This window comes from Pseudomonas sp. FG13, from assembly GCF_057809755.1.
Map to the genome: position 1 here is coordinate 1 of NZ_JBMDKO010000020.1, position 24,202 is coordinate 24,202.

Here is a 24,202-nt window from a genome sequence, read left to right on the forward strand (position 1 = left end):
CTGGCGACCATAGATCTCGCGATCAACCCGGCCTCCTGTGGGAGCCGGGCTTGCCTGCGAAGACGGCAGCATATCCAACACCCCTGTGACAGGCACACCGCCTTCGCTAGCAAGCTCGCTCCCACAGATCTTTCTGGCGGCCACAGATCCTGCAATCAACCCGGCTCCCCCCTGTGGGAGCGAGCCTGCTCGCGATAGCGTCGGCACATCCAACATTGATGTTGGAGCTGCGCCCGCCATAACGTTTACAATCGCCCCCCTTCTCCATTCCCCAAGGAACCGCCATGTCCGGGCTTGAACTGTTTGCCGCAGCCCTCGGCGTGATCGCTGTCTGGTTGACCGTCAAGCAGAACCCCTGGTGCTGGCCGATCGGCCTGATCATGGTGTTGCTGTACAGCTGGATTTTCTACGACGTGAAGTTGTACTCGGACATGCTGTTGCAAGTGGTCTACGCCGCGCTGCAACTGTACGGCTGGTGGCAATGGACCCGCGCCGGCCAACAGCATGACGGACGCCAGGTCACCCGCCTGGGTGGCCCGTCGGTTCTGATTGGCCTGGCGGCTGGGGCGGCAGGCAGCCTGGTGCTGGGCGCTGCCATGGCGCACTGGACCGACGCCGCCCAGCCCTGGCTCGACGCGGCGCTCACCGGCTTCAGCCTCGTGGCCCAGTGGTGGATGGCCCAGAAGCGCGTGCAATGCTGGCCTTTGTGGATTGCCCTGGACGTGATCTTCGTTGGCCTGTTCATCTACAAGGGCCTGTACCTGACCGCGGCGCTCTACGCCCTGTTCACCTTGCTGGCCGTGCAGGGCTGGCGGGAATGGCGCGCCGACCCGGCCCTGCGCGCATGAAGGTGGTAGTGCTGACGGGGCCCGAGTCTGCCGGCAAGAGCTGGCTGGCGGAGCGATTGCAGGAACACTTCGGTGGCTTGCGGGTGGACGAATACGTCCGCCACTTCATGGAGCAGCACCCCCGCGACACTTGCCTGGATGACATCACCGATATCGCTCTCGGACAACTGGCCTGGGAAGACAAAGCCAGGGCCCGAAAACCGACGCTGCTGATCCTCGATACCCATCTGTTGAGCAATATCCTCTGGAGCCAGACCCTGTTCGGCGACTGCCCGGACTGGCTGGAGCCAGCCTTGCTGGAGCGCCACTACGACCTGCATCTGCTGTTGAGCCCCGAGCAAGTCGAATGGACGGGTGATGGCCTGCGTTGCCAACCAGAACTGGCGCAGCGCTTGCAGTTTTTCGCGGCCATCGAGGATTGGTTGATCCGACACCAGCAACCTTTTCAGATGATCGAAGGGGACTGGGCGCAGCGCCAAAGCCAAGTGTTCACAGCCGTGGCCCATCTGCTCCAGGCCTGAGCAGATCCCCACGGAATGAGGTGCCGGCATAGTGCCACTCCGTTCCACTCTTGAAACATCCCCCTCGCGTCAAACCCGGATCCAAAGCTGTTTCACCGGTTTGTCATCCCAACTGTCAACGCGCTGAAACACTCCCTCAAAAGCCTGGATCCAGAGCCACTGGACAGCTGATGGCCTATTGACCGTCATATGCCTTGTCTCAACTATGAAACAGGTCCCGTCCCAGCCGTGGTGCCATCACGACCAACCCATTGAATCCAAAGACTTTTAAGAACCCGGCACGACATCTGCTCTTCCCCCTTCGCAACGCTGGACCAGGGCCAGCCCACCGAAGAAGGAATCGATACCGTGGGGACTTTCGATAGAAGTTTGACCGTCCTGTTGTTGATCGGCTGCGCCGCCGGTGCGATGTTCAGCCTATCGGTACAGGCCGAGGGCAACGGCGTCATCGTCCTCAACCGTGACGTACAGCCCGTCCATATCGGTCGCAACGGTGGCAAGGATCCCTACCCGACCACCGTCAATGCCAACCCTTCCGCTCGAATCAGCCAAGCGACCACCAGCACCGAACTGAGCGACGGCGAATTTGCCAGCGTCGCCAGCGGTTCGTCGATCCGCAACACCCTCAATACAAACACGGGTGTGCAAGGCCTGAATGTCGTGACCAACCCCAACGGCATGCCTGGCATGGGCGCCGGTCATGGTGGCGGCAGCGGCGGTGCGATCTCCGGCACCATCAACCGCTCGCTGAGCTCCGGCCTGGCCCCGCTGGGTCGCCTGGCAGGGGGTCAATGACATGAGGCCGATCCTGTTCCTGCTCGCCCTCCTCGGCTCATCCACCGCATTGGCCGACCCTGGCGTGGCGGTGGTCAGCAGCGCCAACTTGCAGGACTCCGGCAGTCGTTATACCGGCAACTTCAACGTCAACCAGGCGGCAGGCGATCGGACCCAGCAAACCAACACCCGGGCCATTGCCATCGGCACCGAGGCACAGGCCACCACCTATGTCCGCCAACGGCTGGACACCCCCGCCGACTCTTCCATGAACGCGACCGCCCGCATTGGCGGCAGCTCTTTCAGCAATGGCAACGGTGTGCTGGGCGTCAACCAGTCCGCCGGAGCCAACAACCAGATGGCCAATGCCATGCGGGTGGGCATCAGCGCCCAGCCGCAGAGCATTGACGACAGCGCGCTTTCTCAACAGAACGTGGCGCTGTTACCGAACTCAGGAGCAACTGGCGCCCCAACCGGCAGTCGCCAGGTCGTTACCAGCGACCAGGCCTTCACCGGCAGCCGAGGGGTCATCCAGGTGAACCAGAGTGCCGGGGTGGGGAACCGAATGGCCAACACCCTGAGCATCCGGGTCGCTGACTGACCCGAGCAGTAAAACCATAAGAAAGTACCGACACACTTAACCAACGACACGCAAGGAGAAACACCATGAAACCAACAATGGCACTCAAACCATTGGTTTTCGCTCTCGCCGCTGTCATGGCAATGGCCGCACAGGCCGGTGGAAACGATAACAACCACGGCAACGGGCACGACCATGGCAACCATGGCCATCAAGGTCCGACGCTGGATCAACTGCTCTCCATCAGCGCCGGTGCTGGGGCTACGGTGCTGGATGAGCAGAACAGCGACGGCAACGTGGTGACCAACCAGGCCACCAAAAACACCGCTGAAGCCAAGGACTCGCTCAATGGCAGCAACGGTAACATGGGCGCCAACGTCGCGGCCGGTGACGGTAACCAGCAAGACAACGCCGCCGCCCTGGCCACTGCGGACGAAAGCTTTATCTTCGGTTCGGCGGTCTCCATGTCCAGTGCCACCCAAGTCAATAACAATAACTACGTCAAAAACAACTCGACTCAAAACAACGCCTCGCTCACCAACGCGGGCAACAACGGCTCCGGCAACATCGGCATCAACGTGACCGCCGGCAACTTCAACCAACAGAAAAACAACCTCGCCATCGCCGTATCGGGTGGCCGTGTTGCGCAAGCCTCGGCCGCCGCCGACCAGACCTCCACCGGCCTGGTGGTGGACAACAAAGGCGTGCGGACCTACAAGACCGACACCCTCACCAGCACCTATGAAGCCTCTGGCACGTTCAAAGCCAAAGGCACCGGTACCGCCGAAGACAACAATCATGGCGGCTGGGACAACAAAGGCGGCTATGGCGGCGGTCATGATGACGACAAGTTCAAGTTCTCCGCCGTGGGCACTTTCGAACTGGCCGGCAGCAATACCCAGCAAGTGTTGACCCGTGATGGCTGGAAAAACCCTGTGATCAACAACGCCACCATGAACAACTCCATGAATGGCTTCTCCGGTAACGGCGGCGCCAACGTGTCGGCGGGCGTGGGTAACCAGCAGAGCAACTCGCTGTCCATCGCGGCAGGCTGCAAAGCCTGCATGTAACCACGTGTGATATGAAGCCCCGGCAACGGGGCTTCTTTTCCAAGGTACCCACAAGGCGTATCGATCATGCGTGCGACTGCCCTTTCCCTGCTGCTTTGCATGGCGTGTGTCACCGAAGCCGCGCAAATGCCGGTCGCCGCCCTACCCGGCGGCATGCTGGTCTACAAACCGGTACAAAGCGTGCGCGAGCGCAAATTCAGCGACATCGTCGAGCAGAAAACCGATTTCAGCTGCGGTGCCGCCGCACTGGCCACGGTGCTGCGCCAGGCCTATTGGCTGGATGTCGATGAAGAGCATGTCATCAAGGGCATGTTGGTCAATGCCGACCAGCAGCTCGTGCGTACCCAGGGTTTTTCCATGCTGGACATGAAACGCTATGTGGAAAGCATCGGTATGCGCGCCCGGGGCTATCGGATACCGGCAGAGAAGCTCGAAGCCGTGACGATTCCGGTGGTGGTCCTGATGGAAATACGTGGCTACAAGCACTTCGTGGTGTTGCAGCGGGCCGACAAGCAATGGGTCTACATCGGCGACCCGGTGCTGGGGCACAAGCGCTACGCCCACGACGATTTCGTCAAAGGCTGGAACGGCATCGTCTTCGCCATCGTCGGTCCAGGCTACGACAAGACCAACGCACTACGCAGTCCTCCGCAGCCGTTGACGGCACGTAACAAGCTGGACGGGTTCAACCCGGTCAAGGATGCGGAATTGATGGATTTCGGTTTCATCCAGAGCGACTTTTTTTAATCGCCGACCAACTGCCAACGATGAATACAAAAGGAGCAGGATGCTCCGGGAGCTGTACATGAGAACTTCACACTGGCTGTCGCTGGCCTGCCTGGCCGCGACCGCGTCGGGCTATGCCCATGCCGGATTCAAACCTATCGAAATCAAGGATCAGGAGCTCGCCGAGCTGCGCGGGCGTTATGTCATGCCCGGACGGGTCATCAGCTTCGGCGTCGTCATGAGCAGTACCTGGCGCAACGCCAGCGGCGACCTGATCGGCGCCACCAGCTCCATGCAGATCCAGGCCTCCACCGTCAAACCCGAGTTCTACGTCTCCACCATCAAGCAGACCGGCAACGGCAGCGCTCCGGAACAGGGCAGCGGCAACATTACCGGTGGCGCAGGTCTTGGGACGAGCCAAGGTGTGACCCAGAGCGTACGCGCTGCCGGCGACGGCAATACCGCCTACAACAACGTCAGCATCAACGTGAAAGAAAGCAACCAACCCCCTGCCCTCGCACCCTCCCAAGGCCAGTTGCTGACCAGTGGCCAGACCATCAGCGGTAGTAACGCCGCCGGCAGTGTCTCGGTAACAGCCACCGGCAGCGGTGTACAGATGGCAATCCAGGCCAACCACAACCAGGGCAGCACCCTGCAGCAAGTGGCCCAGGGCGGTCTTTTGCAAAATACCCGCCTGCTGGGCAACAGCAACCTGGTCAATAACATGACCCAGCTCAATGTGGTGCTGAACAACAATGGCCCCAGTGCCGGGGCGCTGGACTGCAACCTGACGCAGCTGCGCGGCCTACGCAACCTTGGGTATTGAACTACGCTGCTTTTCGACCACTGGGCAAATAGGGACGGCATTCTCATGTATCGATCCGTATCGTTGCGCGCTGTAATGTGTCTGAGCACATTGTTCCCGGCGACCCTGCTGCAAGCGGCACCGGATGCGGACATCGAAGCATTGAAACAGGAGTTGCTCGAGCTCAAGCAACGATACGAGGTCCAGCAGAAAGCCCTGGCGGTCCTCGAACAGCGGGTGCGCCAGGTGGAAGACCAGCCCGCGGCCCCGCCGCCCAAGCGCCTGGTCAAATCCCCTGCCGACATGAAAGGCAACCAGAACGTCGCAGGCAGCGGCGCGACAACGGCTGGCGGCAGCGGCTACGGGCAATCCCTGGCCGACGACTCGCAACCGGCCCAGAGCGTCTCCAACCTCTATGACGAGGCCAGCGGCTTCTTTGGTGGCGGCAAATTCAGCTTCGAGACCGGTGTGACCTATTCGCGCTACGACACCCGACAGCTGATTCTCAATGGCTTCCTGGCCCTGGATTCGATTTTCCTGGGCAACATCAACCTGGACCGGATCAAGGCCGACACCTGGACGCTGGATCTCACCGGCCGCTACAACTTCGACAATCGCTGGCAGTTCGACCTCAATGTGCCGGTGGTCTACCGGGAGTCCACCTACCAGTCCGGCGGCGCCAATAACGGGGCGGCCGGTGTCACCAGCGAAGAAACCGTCACCCGCGATCCCACCATCGGCGATGTCAATTTCGGCATTGCCTACAAGTTCATGGACGAATCGATCAATACCCCCGACGCCGTGGTGACCTTGCGCGTCAAGGCCCCGACCGGCAAGGATCCATTCGGCATCAAGCTGCGCCAATCCCCGAGCAACACCAACCTGTTCGTACCGGAAGATCTACCCACCGGCAACGGCGTCTGGTCGATCACCCCCGGGCTTTCCCTGGTCAAGACGTTCGACCCGGCCGTGCTATTCGGCACCCTGGCCTACACCCACAACTTCGAGGAGTCGTTCGACGACATCAGCTCCACCGTCAACCAGAAAGTGCCGGGCAAGGTGCGGATCGGCGACAGCTTCCAGATCGGCGCAGGGCTGGCCTTTGCGTTGAACGAGAAAATGAGCATGTCGTTCTCGGTATCGGACCTGATCCAGAAGAAAAGCAAGCTCAAGCAGGACGGTGGGGATTGGGAGTCGGTGGTCTCCAGTGATGCCAATGCCGGCTACTTCAACATCGGCATGACCATCGCCGCCTCCGACAACCTGACCATCGTGCCCAACCTGTCCATCGGGCTGACCGACGATGCGCCGGATTTCAGCTTCAGCCTGAAGTTTCCGTATTACTTCTAGCCCAGGACGGGCACCTTGTGGGAGCGAGCCTGCTCGCGATAGCGGTGGATTTGTCACGAAAGAGGTGCCTGCGCTACCGCCATCGCGAGCAGACTCGCTCCCACAGGTTGCAACCTTGCTTCAGGATGATTCAGCGGATCTGATGCTTGTGCAGCAGGCGATAGAACGTTGGGCGGGACACGCCCAGCACCCGGGCCGCGACACTCAGGTTGTCACTGTGACGGTTGAGCACATCGCTCAGAGCCTGGCGCTCGGCACGGGTCTTGTAATCTTCAAGGGTGCCCATCGGTGCCACGATTCCATGGGGGCTGGACAGGCCAAGATCCCGGGCTTCGATCTGCCGCCCCTCGGCCAGTACCAGGCCGCGACGAACACGATTGGCCAGTTCCCGGACATTGCCCGGCCAGTCATGCATGCCCATCGCCACCAGCGCATCCTCGCTGAAGCTGCGTGGCCGGCGACCGGTTTCCTGGCTATAGAGATGGGAAAAGTGACTGGCAAGCATCGACAAATCGCCGTGGCGTTCACGCAGCGGCGCCATCACCACTTGCAACACGTTCAGGCGATAGTACAGGTCTTCGCGAAACAGCCGGTGCTCGATGGCCGCTTCCAGATCCACGTGGGTGGCCGCCAGTACCCGCACATCGACTGCGATCGGCTGGCTGCCACCGACCCGTTCGATATGTTTTTCCTGCAGGAATCGCAGCAGGTTGGCTTGCAGCTCCAGCGGCAGGTCCCCAATCTCATCCAGAAACAGCGTCCCGCCGTGGGCCGCCTCGATGCGGCCGATCTTGCGCTGATGAGCACCGGTGAATGCGCCTTTTTCGTGGCCAAACAATTCGGACTGGATCAGGTGTTCGGGGATGGCGCCACAGTTGATGGCAATGAACGGCTTGTTGCGACGCAGGGACTGCGAATGCAGGGTGCGCGCGACCAGTTCCTTGCCGGTACCGCTCTCGCCGCGAATCAATACCGGCGACTCGGTGGGCGCCAGTTTGTTCAACAACTTGCGTAATTCTCGAATCGGTCTGCTGTCGCCCAGCAGTTCATGCTCGGGAAGTTGGACGTGAACCGAACCTTGCCCGCGCAGACGCGCCATGCCAAACGCCCGACCCAGTGTCACCTGGACCCGTGATACATCGAAGGGCAATGTATGGAAATCAAAAAACCATTCGCAGACAAAATCGCCCACATTCTTGAGCCGCAGCACTTCCTGATTGAGCACGGCGATCCACTCGGTACCGCTGCGGCTGATCAACTCCTTGACCGCTTCCGGGCGCTCCAGATGGAAAGGCTGCAACCTCAAAAGGCCCACGTCGCAGGTTCGGACGCCGGCATGTTCGAGAGAGCAGCTCTCCACCTCCCAACCAATGCTGCGTAAACCCGGAAGCAGGCGATGACAATCATCGCAGGGATCAACCACGAGCAGACGACGTGACGTACTGGCTTCGACCATGACTGATCCTTGGCGCCAAAAATAAGAAATATGATTAGAAACAGTCGTTTGGCGAACCTGCATGTAACAGTAGCAAGAAGTTGACACACCCTTGTATCAATTGATTATTGAAAACGCCTGAAAGTGGTTATAAGCGAGCGCGTTTCGTTAGTTGCCGCATGGCAAATCTTTCAGGGCGCTTTCAAACAAAAGCCTATTTGCCGGGTCTGAAAGAAAATCGAAATTTATTCAGGGATTGTGTGACCTGACCCACGGTTCGGAACATCAGTACAAGTAACCCGCCGCACGGTCCGCCCAACCGACGGCACATCATCTGATTGGGCACTTTTATGAGAGATCGCCATGAACGCCCCGCTCCGTATCAACGAAGCTCTTTTGATTGCCGACCGCGCATTTAAACCTTTCCAGTGCGTGGCCTGGGCCCCACAGGATGGTAACGGCGAATTGAGCCTGACCGTCGTTGACCGCACCAATACCCATATTGGCCGCACCCAGATTCCAAGCAGCGCCTATACCGACCCAGCCCAACTGGCCAGCCTGTTGAAACAAGCCCGCGCCGAATTGAGCCAGGAAGGTTACAAGTTGCAATCCTGGTCCATGCCGGAATAAACACGCTCTTTTACGTATACAGTCCGAGCCTGTATTGATAGCAGGCTTGGTACTGAGTCGAAAAGTCATTGCTCTGGCACGAATCGCAGCTATTTGTGCAAGGTCTGACAGTTGTGCACTGTCACATTCAGGGATTGAATGTTGCCCTCATGCAGTCATCGCCCCTCCGGGCCGGTCGACGTGCGAGGAGAGGCATGCATGCTCAATCAATTCGCGCCTGAGCGTTCAATGGCGGCGGCCAACGCCGGTCAACTGGATGCGGGTTTTGCCCAAAACGGCAAGGCATGGGTCCATTTTTCCGGTAGCACCTCCAGCCTGACCACCGGATTGGCCCTCGACCACACCGGAAGAATTCTGGTGGCGGCCAAAATCGAGACACCCCACGGCAGCCGGTTCGGGCTCACACGGCTTAACCACGACGGTTCAACCGACCCAGGTTTTGGAACCGATGGCTGTGTCATTGGTTCTTTTGAGCCCGGCTTCGAAGCAACGGCAGGCAAAGTGACCGAATTGCCCGACGGAAAGATTCTGTTATCCGGCCTGCATTACGAAAGCGCTGACCGCACCCTCCCCGCCCTGGCACTGTTCGACCAACAAGGCCGCGCCGTTCGCGGTTTCGGCAACACCGGACAACGAGTGATCCGGATCGAAGGCAATCTCTCCCAAGGTCTGCGCGATCCCTGGCTACCGCCGGGCATACCGGGCCTCGAAGCCTGCGACATGCGCGTGCAGGCTGATGGCCGGATTCTGTTACTGGCCAACCATCATTATCAAGCCTCCGACCATGTCGGCGTCCTCATCCGGCTGCTGCCGGACGGCGCGCCGGACACCTCATTCAATAGAGGCGGGTTTGTCATGGTCCGGCGCCTGTTGAAAAACACCTGGTTGAGCTGCCTCTCGCTCCAGGCCGATGGCAACATCGTGGTAGGCGGCGCCATCGATCTGCCCCAGCAGGGCTTGATGGTCCGTTACGACCCCAGCGGCAAACTCGATGACAGCTTCGGCGAGAACGGCTTCCTGTCCATCGCCGCCAAGGAACGCAGCGTGATGATCAACCAGATCGTTCAACATCAGAACGGTGACCTGCAGGCGTTCGGCAGCAGTCGCGACCCCATGCATTGCCTGTCCCTGAAAGTGCACAAGGACGGCAGGCCGGATCATGACTGGAACCAGGGACAGTGCCAGCTCCTGGAGATCGGACGCAACGCCAGCCAGTGGACCGCCGCCCAGGTTCAACCCGATGGAAAACTGGTGACCGCCGGAGCCACCATCGGCGGTATCGACGCCGACTTCGTTCTGGCCCGGCATTTGCCGGACGCCAACCTTGACACGGAGTTCGGCCATGGCAAAGGCTGGGTTCGCACCCGGCTCGGCTACAGCCTGGACACCGCCACCTCGCTCGCGATACAGGACAACGGAAAAGTCCTGGTGGGAGGCCACTCCCTCCACGGTACCTACCGAGCCGTGGTGACCCGGTATTGGTCCTGACCCGGAGAACCTTGACCGTAAATGAAGCGGTATGAATTCCTACGCTTGATATTCCGCATTGCTTACGGCAAGTTGCGCGCTTCTAAATAAAAGGAGCAGCCGATGTCCGGTTCCATGACTCAGGCTTTCGCCCACAACTTCCTTGGGCACTCACCACGCTGGTACAAGGCGTGCATCGTCACCTTCCTGATCGTCAATGCCCTGGTGCTGTGGACCCTCGGTCCGGTCGTGGCAGGCTGGATGCTGGTCGTGGAGTTCATCTTCACCCTCGCCATGGCCCTCAAATGCTATCCACTGATGCCCGGTGGCCTGTTGCTGATCGAAGCCCTGGCATTGGGCATGACGACTCCCAAGGCGCTGTACGACGAGTTGCTGCACAACTTCCCGGTGATCCTGCTGCTGATGTTCATGGTGGCCGGGATCTACTTCATGAAGGACCTGCTGCTCTTCCTGTTCTCCCGTCTACTGCTGGGCGTGCGCTCCAAGACGCTGCTGGCCCTGATGTTCTGCTTTCTCTCGGCCTTCCTATCGGCGTTTCTCGATGCATTGACGGTCACGGCGGTGATCATCAGCGCCGCCGTGGGCTTTTATTCGGTCTATCACCGCGTCGCTTCGGGCAATGATCCACGCGAGGAAAGCAGCATCGATGAAGACCACGACCTGCCTGCCTTGCACCATGGGGACCTGGATCAGTTCCGGGCATTTTTGCGCAGCCTATTGATGCATGGCGTCGTCGGCACCGCGCTGGGCGGGGTATGCACCCTGGTGGGCGAGCCGCAGAACCTGCTGATCGGTCATGAAATGGACTGGCATTTCGTGGAGTTCTTCCTGGAAGTCGCGCCGGTATCGCTGCCGGTCCTGATGGCCGGGCTGGTGACTTGCATGGCACTGGAAAAACTGCGCTGGTGCGGTTACGGCACACTGCTGCCGGATAACGTTCGTGCCGTACTGGCCGACTACGCGGAGCAGGACAACCGCGAGCGCAACTCACGCCAACGCGCGGCCCTGGTTGTCCAGGGTATCGCCGCACTGATCCTGATCGTGGCCCTGGCCCTGCATGTCGCAGAAGTCGGCCTGATCGGCCTGGGGGTCATCGTGCTGATTACAGCGTTCACCGGCATCACCGATGAGCACCGGCTGGGCAATGCGTTCAAGGACGCGATGCCGTTCACCTCGCTGCTGGTGGTGTTTTTCGCAGTGGTGGCGGTGATTCACGATCAACAGTTGTTCACACCGCTGATCCAATGGGTCCTGGCCCTGCCCGCCGATCAGCAGCCAGGCATGCTCTTTATCGCCAATGGCCTGCTGTCGGCGATCAGCGACAACGTGTTCGTGGCAACCATCTATATCACCGAGGTGAAGCAGGCCTTCGTCTCCGGTCACATGAGCCGCGAACAGTTCGAAACCCTGGCGGTGGCCATCAATACCGGCACCAACCTGCCCAGCGTCGCCACGCCTAACGGCCAGGCCGCCTTCCTGTTCCTGCTGACCTCGGCCATTGCCCCGCTGATTCGCCTGTCCTATGGCCGGATGGTGTGGATGGCCTTGCCCTACACTGTGGTCATGGGTGGCTTGGGGTGGTTTGCGGTGACGTACTGGTTGTAGACATACATCTCACAGCCCAGTGCGAAACGCGTGTGGGAGCGAGCCTGCTCGCGAAGGCGGCACGTCAGTCGACTCTATGCTGACTGACCCACCGCTTTCGCGAGCAGGCTCGCTCCCACAGGGTTCCATGTGAGTTATCGAGGCAGGATGTAGCGCTCGATCGCCAGCGCCGCGCCATCCTCGGTAACGGATGCGGTAATCACATCGGCCTGGCGCCTGATCGACTCCTCTGCCTGCCCCATGGCAATCGACAGGCCCGCACGGTGGAACATCGCCGGATCATTGCCGCCGTCCCCCATCGCCGCCGTCTGCTCCAACGGCACGCCCAGGAATGCTGCCAGGGTCGACAACGCCTCCCCCTTGTTGGCCTGCATCGCCGTAACGTCCAGGTAGATCGGTTGCGAACGCGACACTTGGGCCTGCCCCTTGAGCAGCGGATGCAAGCGGGCCTCCAGCTCGACCAGCAGATCCGTATTGGCGCTGGTGGCGACGATCTTGTCGATGCGCTCCAGGTAGGGTTCGAAACTCTCCACCTCAACTGGCGGGTAGCCCAGGCCACGGGTTTCCACCGGCACCATCGGCCCGTTGGCATCACGCACCAGCCAGTGGCCATCGGCAAACACCCAGACCTCGATGCCGGGCTGATCGGCGTACAGCGCCAGGGTCGTCAACGCCGCCTCCGGTGGCAGGTAGTGCACGGCAAGAAAACTGCCGTCCGGATGAACCAGCGTACCGCCGTTGAACGCCGCCGTGGGCAAGTCGACACCCAGGGCTTCGATCTGCTGCAACATCGCCCGTGGTGGCCGTCCGGTGGCCAGGCTGAACAACACGCCGGCCTCGCGCAGGGCACGAACGGCTTCGATGGTGCGCTGGTTGAGACTGTGGTCGGGCAGGAGCAACGTGCCGTCCATGTCGCTGAGCAGTAATCGGATGGGATGTTTCACTGGCTCACTCATCCGAGGTCATGCCAGGCACGACCATCACGTGTCAGCAAATCATCAGCGGCGGCCGGGCCATCCTCTCCGGCCTTGTAGGGCTGGACGGTCGCGTCCTGCTGCCAGGCATCGAGAAACGGCTGGACGGCACGCCAGCCATTCTCGATGTTGTCGGCGCGCTGGAACAACGTCTGATCGCCGGTCAGGCAATCGTAGATCAGGGTTTCGTAACCCGTGGATGGCTGCATTTCGAAGAAATCCTTGTAGGCGAAGCCCAATTCTATATTCGCCATGTCGAGCGTCGGTCCCGGCCGCTTGGCCAGCAGATCGAACCACATGCCTTCATTGGGCTGGATCTGTATCTTCAGGTAAGTAGGTTGCAATTCCTCGACTTCCGTATCGCGAAACTGCGCGTACGGCGCCGGCTTGAAACAAATGATGATTTCCGTGTCCCGTACACTCATGCGCTTGCCGGTACGCAGATAAAACGGCACGCCCACCCACCGCCAGTTGTCGATCATGACCTTCAGGGCGACGTATGTTTCGGTGCCGCTGTCGGCCGCCACGTTGGCTTCCTGGCGATAGCCGTTCACCGGCGTGCCATCGATTGCACCGGCGATGTACTGGCCGCGTACCGAATTGGCGCGAGCCTGTTCCACCGACCAGGGTCGGATGGCGCCGACCACCTTGGCCTTCTCCCCTCGCACTGCATCGGCACCGAAGGCAGCCGGCGGTTCCATCGCCACCATCGCCAATAACTGGAACAGATGGTTGGGCACCATGTCCCGCAGCGCACCGGTGTGTTCGTAAAAACTGCCACGGGTTTCCACTCCGACCGTTTCGGCGGCGGTGATTTGCACGTGGTCGATGTAATGATTGTTCCAGAACGCTTCGAACAAACTGTTGGAGAAACGGCTGACCAGGATGTTCTGTACCGTTTCCTTGCCCAGATAATGGTCGATCCGATAGATCTGCTTCTCGCTCATGACCTTGAGCAAGCAGGCATTGAGCGCTTCGGCGGTGTGCAGATCCGAGCCGAACGGCTTTTCGATCACCACCCGCCGAAAGGCGTCAGCCTGTTCCTCAAGCAACCCGGCCGCACCGAGGCGGCGGACCACCTCACTGAAAAAGCGCGGCGCGGTCGCCAGGTAGAACACCGCATTGCCGGTACCGCTGGCAGCGATCTTCGCCGCCAGCGCTGCATAGGTGCCGTCGTCGAGGAAGTCGCCCTGCACGTAGCTGATGCCTTTGGCCAAGCGGGCCCACAGTACCGGATCGAGCGCACGGCCGGCATCGCCGCCCTTGCTCGCGGCTTCGTGACGGATGAAGTCCTCGAGTTTCCTGGCAAAGTCCAGGTCACTGATGGCGTTGTGATCAACGCCAATGATCTGCAGTCCATCCCCTAGCAACCCGTCACGGCTGAGGTGGTACAACGCCGGCATCAGCAGACGCTTGACCAGGTCACCATGGGCACCGAACAGGAACAACGTGGTCGGCGGCGCGGGTTCTGCCTTGGATTTCCTGCCGATCGAGGTCATTTTTTCGGCGTCTCCACATGGCCGCCGAAGCCGAAGCGCATGGCCGACAGCATTTTGTCGCCATAGGTGCTCTGCTGGCGGGAACGGAAACGGGCGAACAGCGAACTGGAGAGCACCGGCACCGGCACCGCTTGCTCGATGGCCGCCTCGATGGTCCAACGCCCTTCGCCGCTGTCGGCCACTTCACCGGAAAAGCCGTCCAGCTTCGGATCGCTGGCCAGGGCATCCGCCGTCAGGTCGAGCAACCAGGACGACACCACGCTTCCGCGCCGCCAGACTTCGGCGATATCGGCCAGATTGAGGTCGAAACGTTGCTCCGGCGGCAGGCTTTCGCTGGACTTGGTCTTGAGGATATCGAAGCCCTCGGCGAAGGCCTGCATCATGCCGTACTCGATGCCGTTATGGATCATTTTCACGAAATGCCCGGAACCCGCCGGGCCGGCATGAATATAGCCGCGCTCGGCGCGATCGTCGTCGGACTTGCGGTCACGGGTGCGGGGAATATCGCCCATTCCCGGTGCCAGGCTGGCGAACAGCGGATCCAGGCGCGTCACCACGTCGGCATCGCCGCCGATCATCATGCAATAACCGCGCTCCAGGCCCCAGACGCCGCCGGAAGTGCCCACATCCATGTAGTTCAAGCCCTTTTCCGACAGCGCCTGGGCGCGACGGATGTCGTCCTTGTAGTACGTATTACCGCCATCGATGATCACATCACCTGGCTCCAGCAGCGCGCTGAGCGCGTTGATGGTGTCTTCAGTGGGCGCGCCGGCCGGCAGCATGACCCAGACCGCTCGCGGTTTTTCCAGCCCGGCTACCAGTGCCGGCAGGTCCGCCACGCCCGTGGCGCCTTCCTGGACCAGATTTTCGACGAACGCGGTGTTGCGGTCATAGACCACCGTGGTGTGCCCATCGAGCATCAGGCGCCGCGCAATATTGCCGCCCATGCGGCCCAGTCCAATAATCCCGAGTTGCATGTGCTGATGCTCCCTACTACAAATAAAGGTAAGTCAAAGGTTTAGCTTCAATATGATTTGGCTGCGACAAATGGAGGTTAGTCCAGAGCCTTGCTGCATAGTTTCCGGTTAATTCGTGCGATCACAAGGGGGTAACGCTTCAAACCCGGTCGAAGGCACGACGACCATGAAAAATAAAAAAGTTCCATTCACGAGCAAAAGAAATCAGAATCGGCGCCGATAGTAGAGTGTCGACCAAAAAAGCTGGCGACATCTCTATAGTTGATGTAGCCATTTGCGAGGTGAGCAATGGACCCAGTCGTTACCGCACGTCCTCCCCAAACCCTTTACGTGACCATTCGTCGCGACGAATTGCGCCTTCTCAAGGAAGAACGCGATCTGCTGCTCGATGAAGTGACCCAGTTGCGCATGCAGTTGCAGCATGCCCAATTGTCCCATCAAGGCCAGGCCCTGGCTCGATAATCACCCTGTAGGAGCTGGCGAAGCCTGCGATCTTTCGATCTTGATCTCGCTGAGATTCAAGTATTGATGGAAAGATCGCAGCCTCGCTCCGCTCGGCAGCTCCTACGACAATATCCTTGTACCAGCGGGATTAAGTCCCCCCGCCACACGTGCATTCGCACCCAAGCTACCGTTCTATAACCGAAAACTCACAAAGTTTTCACAACGTTCCCAGGATACTCCCAGCCTTTAGGGTGCTCGGCGCATGCCTGCTGTTACCATCCGGTGCCAACAGCTTCGCCGGTGTAGATAAAAAAGGCTGGAGCGCTTGATGAGTCTGTTCAAACGCAGCAAAACGACTGCGAAAGGTTTCGATTGGGCCGGGTTCGGCTGGCTGTTCCTGTTCTTCTGGTATTTCTCCGGTATTACTCAACTGCTTATCCTGTTGAGCGATACCTCCGGCTTCTCCGGGTTCCGCCAGGCATTCACCATGAGTGCGCTGTGGCTGGCGCCCATGCTGCTTTTCCCCGCTCGGACCCGCCTGCTCGCCGCGCTGATCGGTGTAGTGCTGTGGGCCTGCTCCATGGCCAGCCTGGGTTACTTCTTCATCTATCAGCAGGAATTCTCCCAAAGCGTCATCTTCATCATGTTCGAGTCGAACGTGGCTGAAGCCGGCGAGTACATGACGCAGTATTTTGCCTGGTGGATGGTGCCGGCGTTCCTCGCGCATACCGCAGTGGCTTATTTCCTCTGGACGCGTCTGCGTCCGGTGTACCTGCCCCGCGGACAGGCCCTGGTCGCGGCGGTTGTGATTCTGGGCGCCGTGGTCGGTTACCCGCTGGTCAAGCAAACCCAGCGCGCTGGCAGCCTGGCCGGCGGCCTGGAAAAATTCGAAGACCGTATCGAGCCGGCCGTCCCTTGGCAAATGCTGGTGGCATACCGTCGTTACGGCGAGCAGTTGGCAAGCATGCAGGGCATGTTGCACAGCGCCAGCAAGATCGAGCCACTGCGCAACCTCAAGGACACCATGGCCAACCAACCGGCGACCCTGGTGTTGGTCATTGGCGAGTCCACCAATCGCCAACGCATGAGCCTGTATGGCTACCCGAGGGAAACCACGCCGGAGCTGGACAAACTCAAGGACCAATTGGCGGTCTTTGACAATGTGATCACGCCACGTCCGTACACCATCGAAGCACTGCAACAGGTACTGACATTCGCCGACGAGCAGAGTCCGGATCTGTACCTGACAACCCCTTCGCTGGTCAGCATGATGAAACAGGCAGGCTACAAGACCTTCTGGATCACCAACCAGCAGACCATGACCAAGCGCAACACCATGCTCACGACGTTCTCCCAACAGGCCGACGAGCAGGTGTATCTGAACAACAACCGTAACCAGAACGCCGCGCAGTACGATGGCGACGTGATTGCACCGTTCAACAAAGCGCTGGCCGATACCGCGCCGCGCAAGCTGATCGTGGTGCACCTGCTCGGTACCCACATGAGCTACCAGTACCGGTATCCGCCGACCTTCAACAAGTTCACCGACCGCCAGGGCGTACCGGCGGGCCTGCGTGACGATCAGGTGCCTACCTATAACAGTTACGACAACGCGGTGCTGTACAACGACTTCGTGGTTTCCAGCCTGATCAAGGACTACGCCAAGAGCGACCCCAACGGCTTTCTGTTGTACCTCTCGGATCATGGTGAGGACGTATTCGACTCAGTGGGTCATGGCACCCTTGGCCGCAATGAAGGCAAGCCAACTGCGCCGATGTACACCATTCCGTTCATGGCCTGGGCTTCGCCCAAGTGGCGCGAAACCCATGACTGGAGCTTTGCTGGCGACCTGTCACGGCCTTACAGCAGTTCTCAGCTGATCCATACCTGGGCAGACCTGGCGGGCTTGAGCTTCGATGAACTGGACCGCAGCAAGAGCCTGGTCAGCACCGACTTCCAGGCTCGACCGCTGCTGATTGGCAACCCCTATCAACGCCAGCACAAGGCGCTGATCGACTTCAGCCTGATGCAGCCCAAGACGCCGGTGGCCAAGGTGGTTCAGCAGTAACCGCAAGGCACCGCGCAACTTGTGTGGGAGCGGGCTTGCTCGCGAAGGGGCCGTGTCAGTCAACCTAATCATTGGCTGACCTACCGCCTTCGCGAGCAAGCCCGCTCCCGCAGGGGGGCGATACAGTCAGTATTTTTACAGGGGCTTGGTCCAGAACAGCATGCGGCCGTGAGCCGGGTCGAACATGCCGGCGGCAAAGCCGAACTTCGAATAGCTGGCCTGGGCCACGGCATTGCCTTCAAGCACTTCCAGGGTGATCTTGCAGCAACCGCGCTGACGAGCGATGTCCTCGACTTTCTGCAGCATCTTCTGGCTCAGGCCCATTCCGCGAAACGCCTTCATGACGGCGACATCATGGATATTCACCAGCGGCCGGCAGGCAAAGGTCGAAAAACCTTCGAAACAATTGACCAGCCCCGCCGGCTCGCCGTTGACGAAGGCCAGCACGCTGAACGCATGGGGGCGCTTGGCCAGTTCCGCCGGCAGATGCAGCAGGACTTCGGCCGACAGTGACTGGCCGCCGCCCATGGGGTCTTCCGCATAGCCATTGAGCACGTGACAGATCGCTTCGGCGTGTACAGGATTGGTATAGCTGGCTTGCAGTACGAGAACGCCCTTGGCTTCTTCCATGACCTTACATCTCTCTTCGCTGGTACGGCGGGTAGTACCGACGGATCGGAACCGTCGGCGGATACAGGTCAGGCGGGCTGACCGAAACGTTGCATCTGCATTTCCTGGAGGCGACTGAGAGTACGGCGAAACGGGAATTGCAGATAGCCCTCGGTATACAACTGATCCATGGGCACCTGGGCCGACAGGTAGAGCGGCACCTTGCGATCGTAGCATTCGTCGATCAGGGCGATGAAGCGTCGCACACCGTCATCGTGGACCGACAATTGCGGCAGCTCGCGATCCCCCGCCTCGACCCGCTCGACGCCGTCTTCCGTACCACGGGCAATACGCCCTTCCCGCTGCTCCGCACTCAGGCAAGGCACGTCGCTGAGCAGGATGGCCTTGTAGCGATCGCACAGGCCCATGAAATCCAGGGCTGAGAACGGTTGCTCGCACAGATCCCGGTAGCGGCTCCAGAGCACCGTGTCGCTGGCCTTGATCGGCTCCAGCAGACGATGGCCGACTGGCACCGGATCAGCACTGGACTGTTGCCCCACACTCAAGCGCTCGAAGACCTCGCCCAACGGCTCGGGTCGCCCGGCTTCCCATAACCAATAACGCTGCTGCAGCGCACCCGGGTGCTGGCGATGATCCTGCCAGCCGTTCACCGGCACGACTTGCATATGCTGCTTGATCGCAGCGATGGTCGGCAGGAACCGCTCCCGGTTGTGGCCGTTGGCATAGAGTTCTTCGGGCGGCAGGTTCGAAGTGCTCACCATCACCATGCCCAGCTCGAACATGACCTGGAACAGGCGTCCGAGGATGATGGCATCGCCAATGTCGGTGACGAACAGTTCATCGAAACACAGTACCCGCACTTCCCGGCTCAGTTCCCTGGCCAGGGCCTGCAATGGGTCCGGTGTGCCCGTGAGCTGGAACGAACGCTGGTGCACCCAGGCCATGAAGTGATGGAAATGCTGGCGACGGGCGGGAACCTGAAGACTTTCATGGAAGCGATCCATCAGCCAGGTCTTGCCACGTCCCACCGGGCCCCAGAGATACACCCCCTTGATCGACTTGCGTCCCTCGTGCAATGCCTTGTGGCATTGCTCCAAGGTCATGATTGCCAACTCCTGGGCCTCATCCTGGACAAAACCGTGATGTTCGATGGCGTGCTGCCAGGCACTCAAGGGGGAGTCGAAAGTCATGCGGCCAGGGTCCGGAAGAGGAAGGGGCTGAGTATGCCATGCCGAACGATCAACGATCACACGAACCGAGCATGAGCCCTTGTGGCGAGGGGATTTATCCCCTCGCCACAGGTGCTCGCGCCTTTTAAATCGAGATATCCAGTCGGCTGATCTTCCCCTGCTCATCGAGCCGGAAGGTATACCGCAACTCCAGTGGGCTGCCGGGGAAGGTTCCCGAGATCAGGTTGTGAACCAGCACCTTGCCCGTGCGTTGCTGCACGTTGAGCACTTCGACCCGTGGCTGGAAGCGGCGGGAAGTGTCTTCCATCCATTGGACGATAGCCTGGGTGCCGGCCCGGTGCTGGCCCTCATCGAACACGTTGGCATCCTCAGCAAAAAAACGCGCCACCGCCGAGCTGTCACGGGCATTGGCGGCCGCGATGTAGCCGGCGATGGCCGGGGCCAGGGAAGAGACGGGATTGGACATGGTAAGGCTCCTTGTTTTATCGATCTGGCATCATGCTAAAACAGCCTCATGTCAGTTCTTGTCAGGAGTGAAGCGCCCGGTGTCGTCCAGTTTCATCGACTTCATCCAGGCCCGCAGCAAGTCGCTGCGCCTGCCGGGATAGCGTTCACCCCGCTCGCTGGCCGACGCAATCCGGTCAGTGCGAAAGGTCCGGTAGGCGCCACGTAACTCGCACCAGGCCACCACCACCCGCGCCTCGTTGAAAAAACCCAGGGCCAGGGGCCAGATCAGCCGCTGGCTCGGCGTATTGTTCACGTCGGCGTAATCGATGTGCAGCTTCGCCTGGGTGCGGATGGCCTGGCGATACACGTTCAGTTCCACCGTATTCTGCGGATACCCATAACCTGGCGGACCAGGCAACACCGTGGGGTTGCGCAAGGCGTCCCGGACATCGGGAGCCAGCACCGCGGCGACCTTCGCCAAGGCGTCGGCGGCCGCCTTGCCCAGCACCTCGTCACCGCGCTGATCCACGTAGCGCAGGCCCAGCACAATGGCCTCGATCTCATCGGCGGTGAACATCAGTGGCGGCAGGAACAGGCCACTGCGCAAAACATAGCCGATGCCCGCCTCGCCCTGGATCGGCGCCCCAAGGGCGGTCAGCTCGGCAATGTCGCGGTACAGCGTGCGTTCGGACACCTTCAACTCGGCCGCCAATGTCGCGGCGGTGGCCGGGCAGCGCTTGCCCCGCAAGACTTGCAACAAGGTGAGCAGCCGAGAAGTACGGGACACGATGGACGATCCGGAGTAAAAAGTTGCTGCAGATTAGCAGAGGCTGTTGTCAGAAACTGTCAGGAGCCCAGCGCCCATCAGGATGGAGAACTGGATGGACTTTGTGGCGAGGGGATAAATCCCCTCGCCACAAGGTTCTTCGCTTGTCCTCGGGGTTGTGGGTTATCGTGACCAGAAGTTCACCGTGAGAGTACGCCCATGCGCAGAGTCCCCGGCCTGTTCCTTTTACTGACACTGCTCAGTCTCAGCGCCTGCGCCCTCTTCCCGCACCGCGACCCGCTGAACATCAACGTGGTTGGCATCGACCCCTTGCCCAGCCAGGACCTGGAGATGCGTTTTGCTGTGAAGCTGCGTCTGCAGAACCCCAACGAAACCGCCATCGACTACAACGGCGTGGCGCTGGATCTGGAAGTCAACGACCGCACGCTGGCAACCGGGGTCAGCGACCAGAGCGGTTCCATTCCACGGTATTCCGAAGCGATATTGAGCGTTCCCGTGAGCATTTCGGCCTTTTCGGTGCTGCGCCAGACCCTGGGCCTGAGCCAGGCTCAGGGTCTGGATAACCTGCCCTATGTGCTCAAGGGCAAACTCTCCGGGGGAGTGTTCGGCACCATGCGTTTTGTCGACCGCGGAACCCTCGACTTGCCGAGGTCCGCGACGACCTGGTAATTCACGCCGTGAACCGAACCCCGGGGCGGGCCCGCTCATCCACCACCAGTTCGAACACGTCCGGCCTGGCGTAATGACCGACCACGTCATAGTCATAACGCGCCCGCACCAGGTCATCGGTGTCGATTTCGGCGGTCAATAATCCCGCCGTGTCTTTCAGCGGCCCGGCCAATACATCCCCCATAGGCCCGATGATCACACTGCCGCCGGCGATCAATGGACGTTCCGCCGGCCAGTACTCGACATCGATGCCCAGCGCCTGAGGCGAGGCCTGGACCTGGCAGGCACTGACCACGAAGCATCGTCCCTCATGGGCAATGTGACGCATGGTCACCTGCCACATCTCCCGTTCATCCACCGTCGGCGCACACCAGACCTCCACCCCCTTGGCATACATCGCGGTGCGCAGCAGCGGCATCATGTTTTCCCAGCACACCGCCGCGCCAACCCGCCCGACCTGGCTGTCGATCACCGGCAACGTCGAACCATCGCCCTTGCCCCAGATCAGCCGCTCGGTGCCGGTGGGCATCAGCTTGCGATGCTTGGCCACCAGCCCCGCATCGGGCTCGAAGTACAGCGCCGTGCAATACAGGGTGCTGCCGGCGCGCTCGATGACGCCCAGCACCAGGCTGGCGCCCGTGCGCGCCGAAAGCCCGGCCAACGCCTCGGTTTCGACACCCGGTACGTCGATGGCATTGGCAAAGTAGCGGGCGAATGCCTCACGCCCCTCCGGCAGCCGGTAGCCCAACCGGGTGCCAAAGCCTTCGCCCTTGGGATAGCCACCCAACAGGGCTTCGGGCATGACCACCAGGTTCGCACCAGCCTGGCGTATGGCGTCTTCGTAGGAAAGGACCTGCGCCAGTGTCTCGTCCTTGCCACTCGGCAAGGAACCAATCTGCAGGGCAGCCACGATGGATTTGGGCATGGGTGTTCAACTCCTTGGTCATCAGGTGTTGCTGATTCTCAGCCGCCGGCCGATCATGAATAAAGCCCCATACATTGCTAAACGATATGAACGCTATGAATATCGAGAACCTCGATCTCAACCTGCTCAAGACCTTCGAAGCCCTGCACGACGAATCCAGTGCCAGCCGCGCCGCCCTGCGCCTGGGCGTGACCCAGTCGGCCATCAGTGCAGCGCTGCGCAGATTGCGAAATGTGTATGACGATCAACTGTTCGTGCGCACCGGTCGTGGCCTGGCGCCGACGCTGCGGGCCAATCAACTGAAGCCCGTGATCAGCGAGGCCCTGGACAAGTGCCGCCAGAGCCTGGCGATGATCGATCCGGATATCAGTCATTACGACGGCCGCTCGGTCATCGTCGGTCTGTCCGACGACTTCGAGCTGGCCTATGGGCGTCGCCTGATCGAGGAAGTGGCGCGGCGGGCGCCGGGGTTACGCTTGATTTTTCGCCAGACCCATAGCCAGATCGTCGGTCGTAACCTGATGGAGCGAAATTTCGACTTGGCGATCACGGCGGGTGGCTTCACGGAACGGCTACTCAGCCGCCTGGTATTGGGCGAAGGCGACTATGCCTGTCTGGTCGATCCGGCCAGCCTGGAGGAGCACCAGCAAACCTTCAGCCTGGAGGCGTTCGTGGGCCGCGAACATTTGCTGGTGTCATCGGGTGGATTCATCGGCATCACCGACGAAGGACTGGCCGGGCTCGGCATGAGCCGGAAGGTGTGTGCCTCGACCACGCATTTCGCCGCGTTGCCGTTTCTGCTCAAGGGCAGCCGGGCCGTGGCGACCATTCCCGGGCACGCGGCGCGGGCCATCGCAGCGTTCGGTGGCCTGGCGTTATTGCCCTGCCCCCTCGCCTTGCCACGTTATCCCATCGAACTGGGATGGCGAACCCATACTCAGATGGATCCGGCAGTGGCCAAGGTTCGCGAGGCCATCGTCACGACCTTTGCGTGAGGTTTACTTGTTGGCGGCCATCAAGCGATTGACCTCGCTGCGCACCATGTTGGCGTATTCCGGGGGCGACATGCCGTCCAGCTCGGCACGGACCCACTCGGCCCATTTGCCTTTGCGCTTGGAGCGCTCGCCAAACAACCGGGCGGCGTCGCCCTTGGCCTTGCCCAGGTTGTTCTGCCACAGTTCGAACAGTCGGGATTTTTCATCTTCCAGCGCTGCGCGCTCGGCCAGCGGCTTGTCAGCCAGATTGAAACTCATGGATATTACCTGTTGCGTAAATAGGCGACATCTTACACCTTGCAGGGAAACGCCTTAACCATCATTTGGATTTGATCGTGCTGACGCCGCCAGTCACTGCAACTTTTGCACAAGCGCAGCACTCCACTGTTCACGGTAATCATCAACAAGGAGTAACTCGATGGCTCGTAGACCCACCGCGCAAGCGAACGGAGAGCAAATCAAGGATCAAGTGTTCAGTGAACTGAAGGCCTTGATCGAAGAGTCGGAGAAGCTGCTCAAGAGCAGCGAGTCGCTGGTCGGTGAAGATGCCGAAAACCTGCGGGGCCAGATCTCCCAGAAACTGCAGCAGGCCTTGGACTCGGTCGCCAGCGCACGGGAACGTACCCGCCCCATGGTCGACGCCACCGAACTCTACATCGGCGGCCATCCGTGGCAAACCGTGGCAATTTCCGCCGGTTTCGGGCTGGTGGTGGGCTTGCTGCTCGGAAGGCGTTAAGCAACAAACCCGAGGGAGCAAAGCTTGCT

The 24,202-nt window shown here is 60.4% G+C and carries 26 protein-coding genes; 16 read left to right on the forward strand and 10 right to left on the reverse strand.

What is annotated here, in order from left to right:
• Positions 1-284 precede the first annotated feature (284 nt).
• From pnuC to fapF, 8 genes are all read left to right on the forward strand, one after another.
• A complete protein-coding gene (pnuC, locus tag ACODTO_RS16850; protein WP_139645457.1) occupies positions 285-848 on the forward strand; it encodes a nicotinamide riboside transporter PnuC in 564 nt (187 codons plus the stop codon).
• Positions 845-1,369, forward strand: coding sequence for an AAA family ATPase (locus ACODTO_RS16855; protein ID WP_489106749.1), 525 nt, complete (start codon positions 845-847; stop codon positions 1,367-1,369). The genes pnuC and ACODTO_RS16855 overlap by 4 nt, the downstream gene beginning before the upstream one ends.
• A 348-nt stretch (positions 1,370-1,717) precedes the next feature.
• Positions 1,718-2,164: a fibril amyloid chaperone protein FapA gene (gene fapA / locus ACODTO_RS16860; protein ID WP_489106750.1), complete on the forward strand. Its 447-nt coding sequence runs from the start codon at positions 1,718-1,720 to the stop codon at positions 2,162-2,164.
• Between the two features lies 1 nt (position 2,165).
• Positions 2,166-2,744 (forward strand): fibril amyloid subunit FapB, encoded by a 579-nt coding sequence (gene fapB, locus ACODTO_RS16865; RefSeq protein ID WP_139645451.1) that lies wholly within the window; start codon positions 2,166-2,168, stop codon positions 2,742-2,744.
• A 65-nt stretch (positions 2,745-2,809) separates the two neighbouring features.
• A complete protein-coding gene (locus ACODTO_RS16870) occupies positions 2,810-3,793 on the forward strand; it encodes a heme utilization protein (protein ID WP_139645449.1) in 984 nt (327 codons plus the stop codon).
• Between the two features lie 66 nt (positions 3,794-3,859).
• Positions 3,860-4,540, forward strand: coding sequence for a C39 family peptidase (locus tag ACODTO_RS16875; protein ID WP_139645447.1), 681 nt, complete (start codon positions 3,860-3,862; stop codon positions 4,538-4,540).
• Positions 4,541-4,598: 58 nt separating this feature from the next.
• Positions 4,599-5,345 carry a fibril amyloid subunit FapE gene (gene fapE, locus ACODTO_RS16880; RefSeq protein WP_139645446.1) on the forward strand — a complete coding sequence of 249 codons (747 nt, stop codon included), beginning with the start codon at positions 4,599-4,601 and terminating at the stop codon, positions 5,343-5,345.
• Between the two features lie 45 nt (positions 5,346-5,390).
• Positions 5,391-6,674, forward strand: a complete 1,284-nt coding sequence (gene fapF / locus ACODTO_RS16885; RefSeq protein WP_139645443.1) for a fibril amyloid transporter FapF — start codon at positions 5,391-5,393, stop codon at positions 6,672-6,674.
• A 130-nt stretch (positions 6,675-6,804) separates the two neighbouring features.
• Here fapF and ACODTO_RS16890 read toward each other — a convergent pair whose 3' ends face one another.
• Complete coding sequence (locus tag ACODTO_RS16890) at positions 6,805-8,130, reverse strand: sigma-54 dependent transcriptional regulator (protein ID WP_489106751.1); 1,326 nt, start codon at positions 8,128-8,130, stop codon at positions 6,805-6,807.
• A gap of 342 nt (positions 8,131-8,472) precedes the next feature.
• Here ACODTO_RS16890 and ACODTO_RS16895 point away from each other — a divergent pair, with 342 nt between their 5' ends.
• From ACODTO_RS16895 to nhaB, 3 genes are all read left to right on the forward strand, one after another.
• Positions 8,473-8,739, forward strand: a complete 267-nt coding sequence (locus tag ACODTO_RS16895; protein WP_139645439.1) for a hypothetical protein — start codon at positions 8,473-8,475, stop codon at positions 8,737-8,739.
• A gap of 198 nt (positions 8,740-8,937) precedes the next feature.
• On the forward strand, positions 8,938-10,227 hold the full coding sequence (locus tag ACODTO_RS16900) for a hypothetical protein (protein WP_489106752.1): 1,290 nt from the start codon (positions 8,938-8,940) through the stop codon (positions 10,225-10,227).
• Positions 10,228-10,329: 102 nt separating this feature from the next.
• Entirely contained in the window at positions 10,330-11,832 is a 1,503-nt protein-coding gene (nhaB, locus tag ACODTO_RS16905) for a sodium/proton antiporter NhaB (protein ID WP_489106753.1), read from the forward strand.
• A 134-nt stretch (positions 11,833-11,966) separates the two neighbouring features.
• Here the strand turns inward: nhaB and ACODTO_RS16910 are convergent, their stop codons facing one another.
• Genes ACODTO_RS16910 through gnd form a run of 3 tightly spaced genes read right to left on the reverse strand, consistent with a single transcriptional unit; the run spans position 11,967 to position 15,306 of the window.
• On the reverse strand, positions 11,967-12,788 hold the full coding sequence (locus ACODTO_RS16910) for an HAD family hydrolase (RefSeq protein WP_175362613.1): 822 nt from the start codon (positions 12,786-12,788) through the stop codon (positions 11,967-11,969).
• A complete protein-coding gene (zwf, locus tag ACODTO_RS16915) occupies positions 12,785-14,305 on the reverse strand; it encodes a glucose-6-phosphate dehydrogenase (RefSeq protein WP_175362612.1) in 1,521 nt (506 codons plus the stop codon). The genes ACODTO_RS16910 and zwf overlap by 4 nt, the downstream gene beginning before the upstream one ends.
• Positions 14,302-15,306 carry a phosphogluconate dehydrogenase (NAD(+)-dependent, decarboxylating) gene (gnd, locus tag ACODTO_RS16920; RefSeq protein WP_349629924.1) on the reverse strand — a complete coding sequence of 335 codons (1,005 nt, stop codon included), beginning with the start codon at positions 15,304-15,306 and terminating at the stop codon, positions 14,302-14,304. Before gnd ends, zwf begins: the two co-directional genes overlap by 4 nt.
• Before the next feature lie 264 nt (positions 15,307-15,570).
• Between gnd and ACODTO_RS16925 the strand changes: the two genes are divergently transcribed.
• Both ACODTO_RS16925 and ACODTO_RS16930 read left to right on the forward strand, forming a co-directional pair.
• Positions 15,571-15,744, forward strand: coding sequence for a DUF6026 family protein (locus ACODTO_RS16925; RefSeq protein WP_162843604.1), 174 nt, complete (start codon positions 15,571-15,573; stop codon positions 15,742-15,744).
• Between the two features lie 310 nt (positions 15,745-16,054).
• Entirely contained in the window at positions 16,055-17,794 is a 1,740-nt protein-coding gene (locus ACODTO_RS16930) for a phosphoethanolamine transferase CptA (protein ID WP_139645426.1), read from the forward strand.
• A gap of 135 nt (positions 17,795-17,929) precedes the next feature.
• Here ACODTO_RS16930 and ACODTO_RS16935 read toward each other — a convergent pair whose 3' ends face one another.
• From ACODTO_RS16935 to ACODTO_RS16950, 4 genes are all read right to left on the reverse strand, one after another.
• Positions 17,930-18,424 (reverse strand): GNAT family N-acetyltransferase, encoded by a 495-nt coding sequence (locus ACODTO_RS16935; RefSeq protein ID WP_139645424.1) that lies wholly within the window; start codon positions 18,422-18,424, stop codon positions 17,930-17,932.
• A 68-nt stretch (positions 18,425-18,492) separates the two neighbouring features.
• Positions 18,493-19,614, reverse strand: coding sequence for a cell division protein ZapE (gene zapE / locus ACODTO_RS16940; RefSeq protein WP_139645422.1), 1,122 nt, complete (start codon positions 19,612-19,614; stop codon positions 18,493-18,495).
• 124 nt (positions 19,615-19,738) lie between these two features.
• Positions 19,739-20,080: a nuclear transport factor 2 family protein gene (locus ACODTO_RS16945; protein ID WP_139645420.1), complete on the reverse strand. Its 342-nt coding sequence runs from the start codon at positions 20,078-20,080 to the stop codon at positions 19,739-19,741.
• A gap of 51 nt (positions 20,081-20,131) precedes the next feature.
• Entirely contained in the window at positions 20,132-20,848 is a 717-nt protein-coding gene (locus ACODTO_RS16950) for a helix-turn-helix transcriptional regulator (RefSeq protein WP_139645419.1), read from the reverse strand.
• Positions 20,849-21,046: 198 nt separating this feature from the next.
• On the opposite strand from ACODTO_RS16950, the gene ACODTO_RS16955 reads away from it, so the two are divergent.
• The gene (locus ACODTO_RS16955; RefSeq protein WP_139645417.1) at positions 21,047-21,517 is read left to right on the forward strand and encodes an LEA/WHy family protein; all 471 of its coding nucleotides are present in this window, start codon (positions 21,047-21,049) and stop codon (positions 21,515-21,517) included.
• Between the two features lies 1 nt (position 21,518).
• Here ACODTO_RS16955 and ACODTO_RS16960 read toward each other — a convergent pair whose 3' ends face one another.
• Positions 21,519-22,442: a carbon-nitrogen hydrolase family protein gene (locus ACODTO_RS16960; RefSeq protein ID WP_489106754.1), complete on the reverse strand. Its 924-nt coding sequence runs from the start codon at positions 22,440-22,442 to the stop codon at positions 21,519-21,521.
• A gap of 86 nt (positions 22,443-22,528) precedes the next feature.
• Between ACODTO_RS16960 and ACODTO_RS16965 the strand changes: the two genes are divergently transcribed.
• Complete coding sequence (locus tag ACODTO_RS16965) at positions 22,529-23,437, forward strand: LysR substrate-binding domain-containing protein (RefSeq protein ID WP_464711812.1); 909 nt, start codon at positions 22,529-22,531, stop codon at positions 23,435-23,437.
• A gap of 3 nt (positions 23,438-23,440) precedes the next feature.
• Here the strand turns inward: ACODTO_RS16965 and ACODTO_RS16970 are convergent, their stop codons facing one another.
• Positions 23,441-23,695 (reverse strand): hypothetical protein, encoded by a 255-nt coding sequence (locus tag ACODTO_RS16970; protein ID WP_003181187.1) that lies wholly within the window; start codon positions 23,693-23,695, stop codon positions 23,441-23,443.
• A 160-nt stretch (positions 23,696-23,855) separates the two neighbouring features.
• On the opposite strand from ACODTO_RS16970, the gene ACODTO_RS16975 reads away from it, so the two are divergent.
• Positions 23,856-24,173, forward strand: a complete 318-nt coding sequence (locus tag ACODTO_RS16975) for an ElaB/YgaM/YqjD family protein (RefSeq protein ID WP_139645411.1) — start codon at positions 23,856-23,858, stop codon at positions 24,171-24,173.
• Positions 24,174-24,202: the final 29 nt, after the last annotated feature.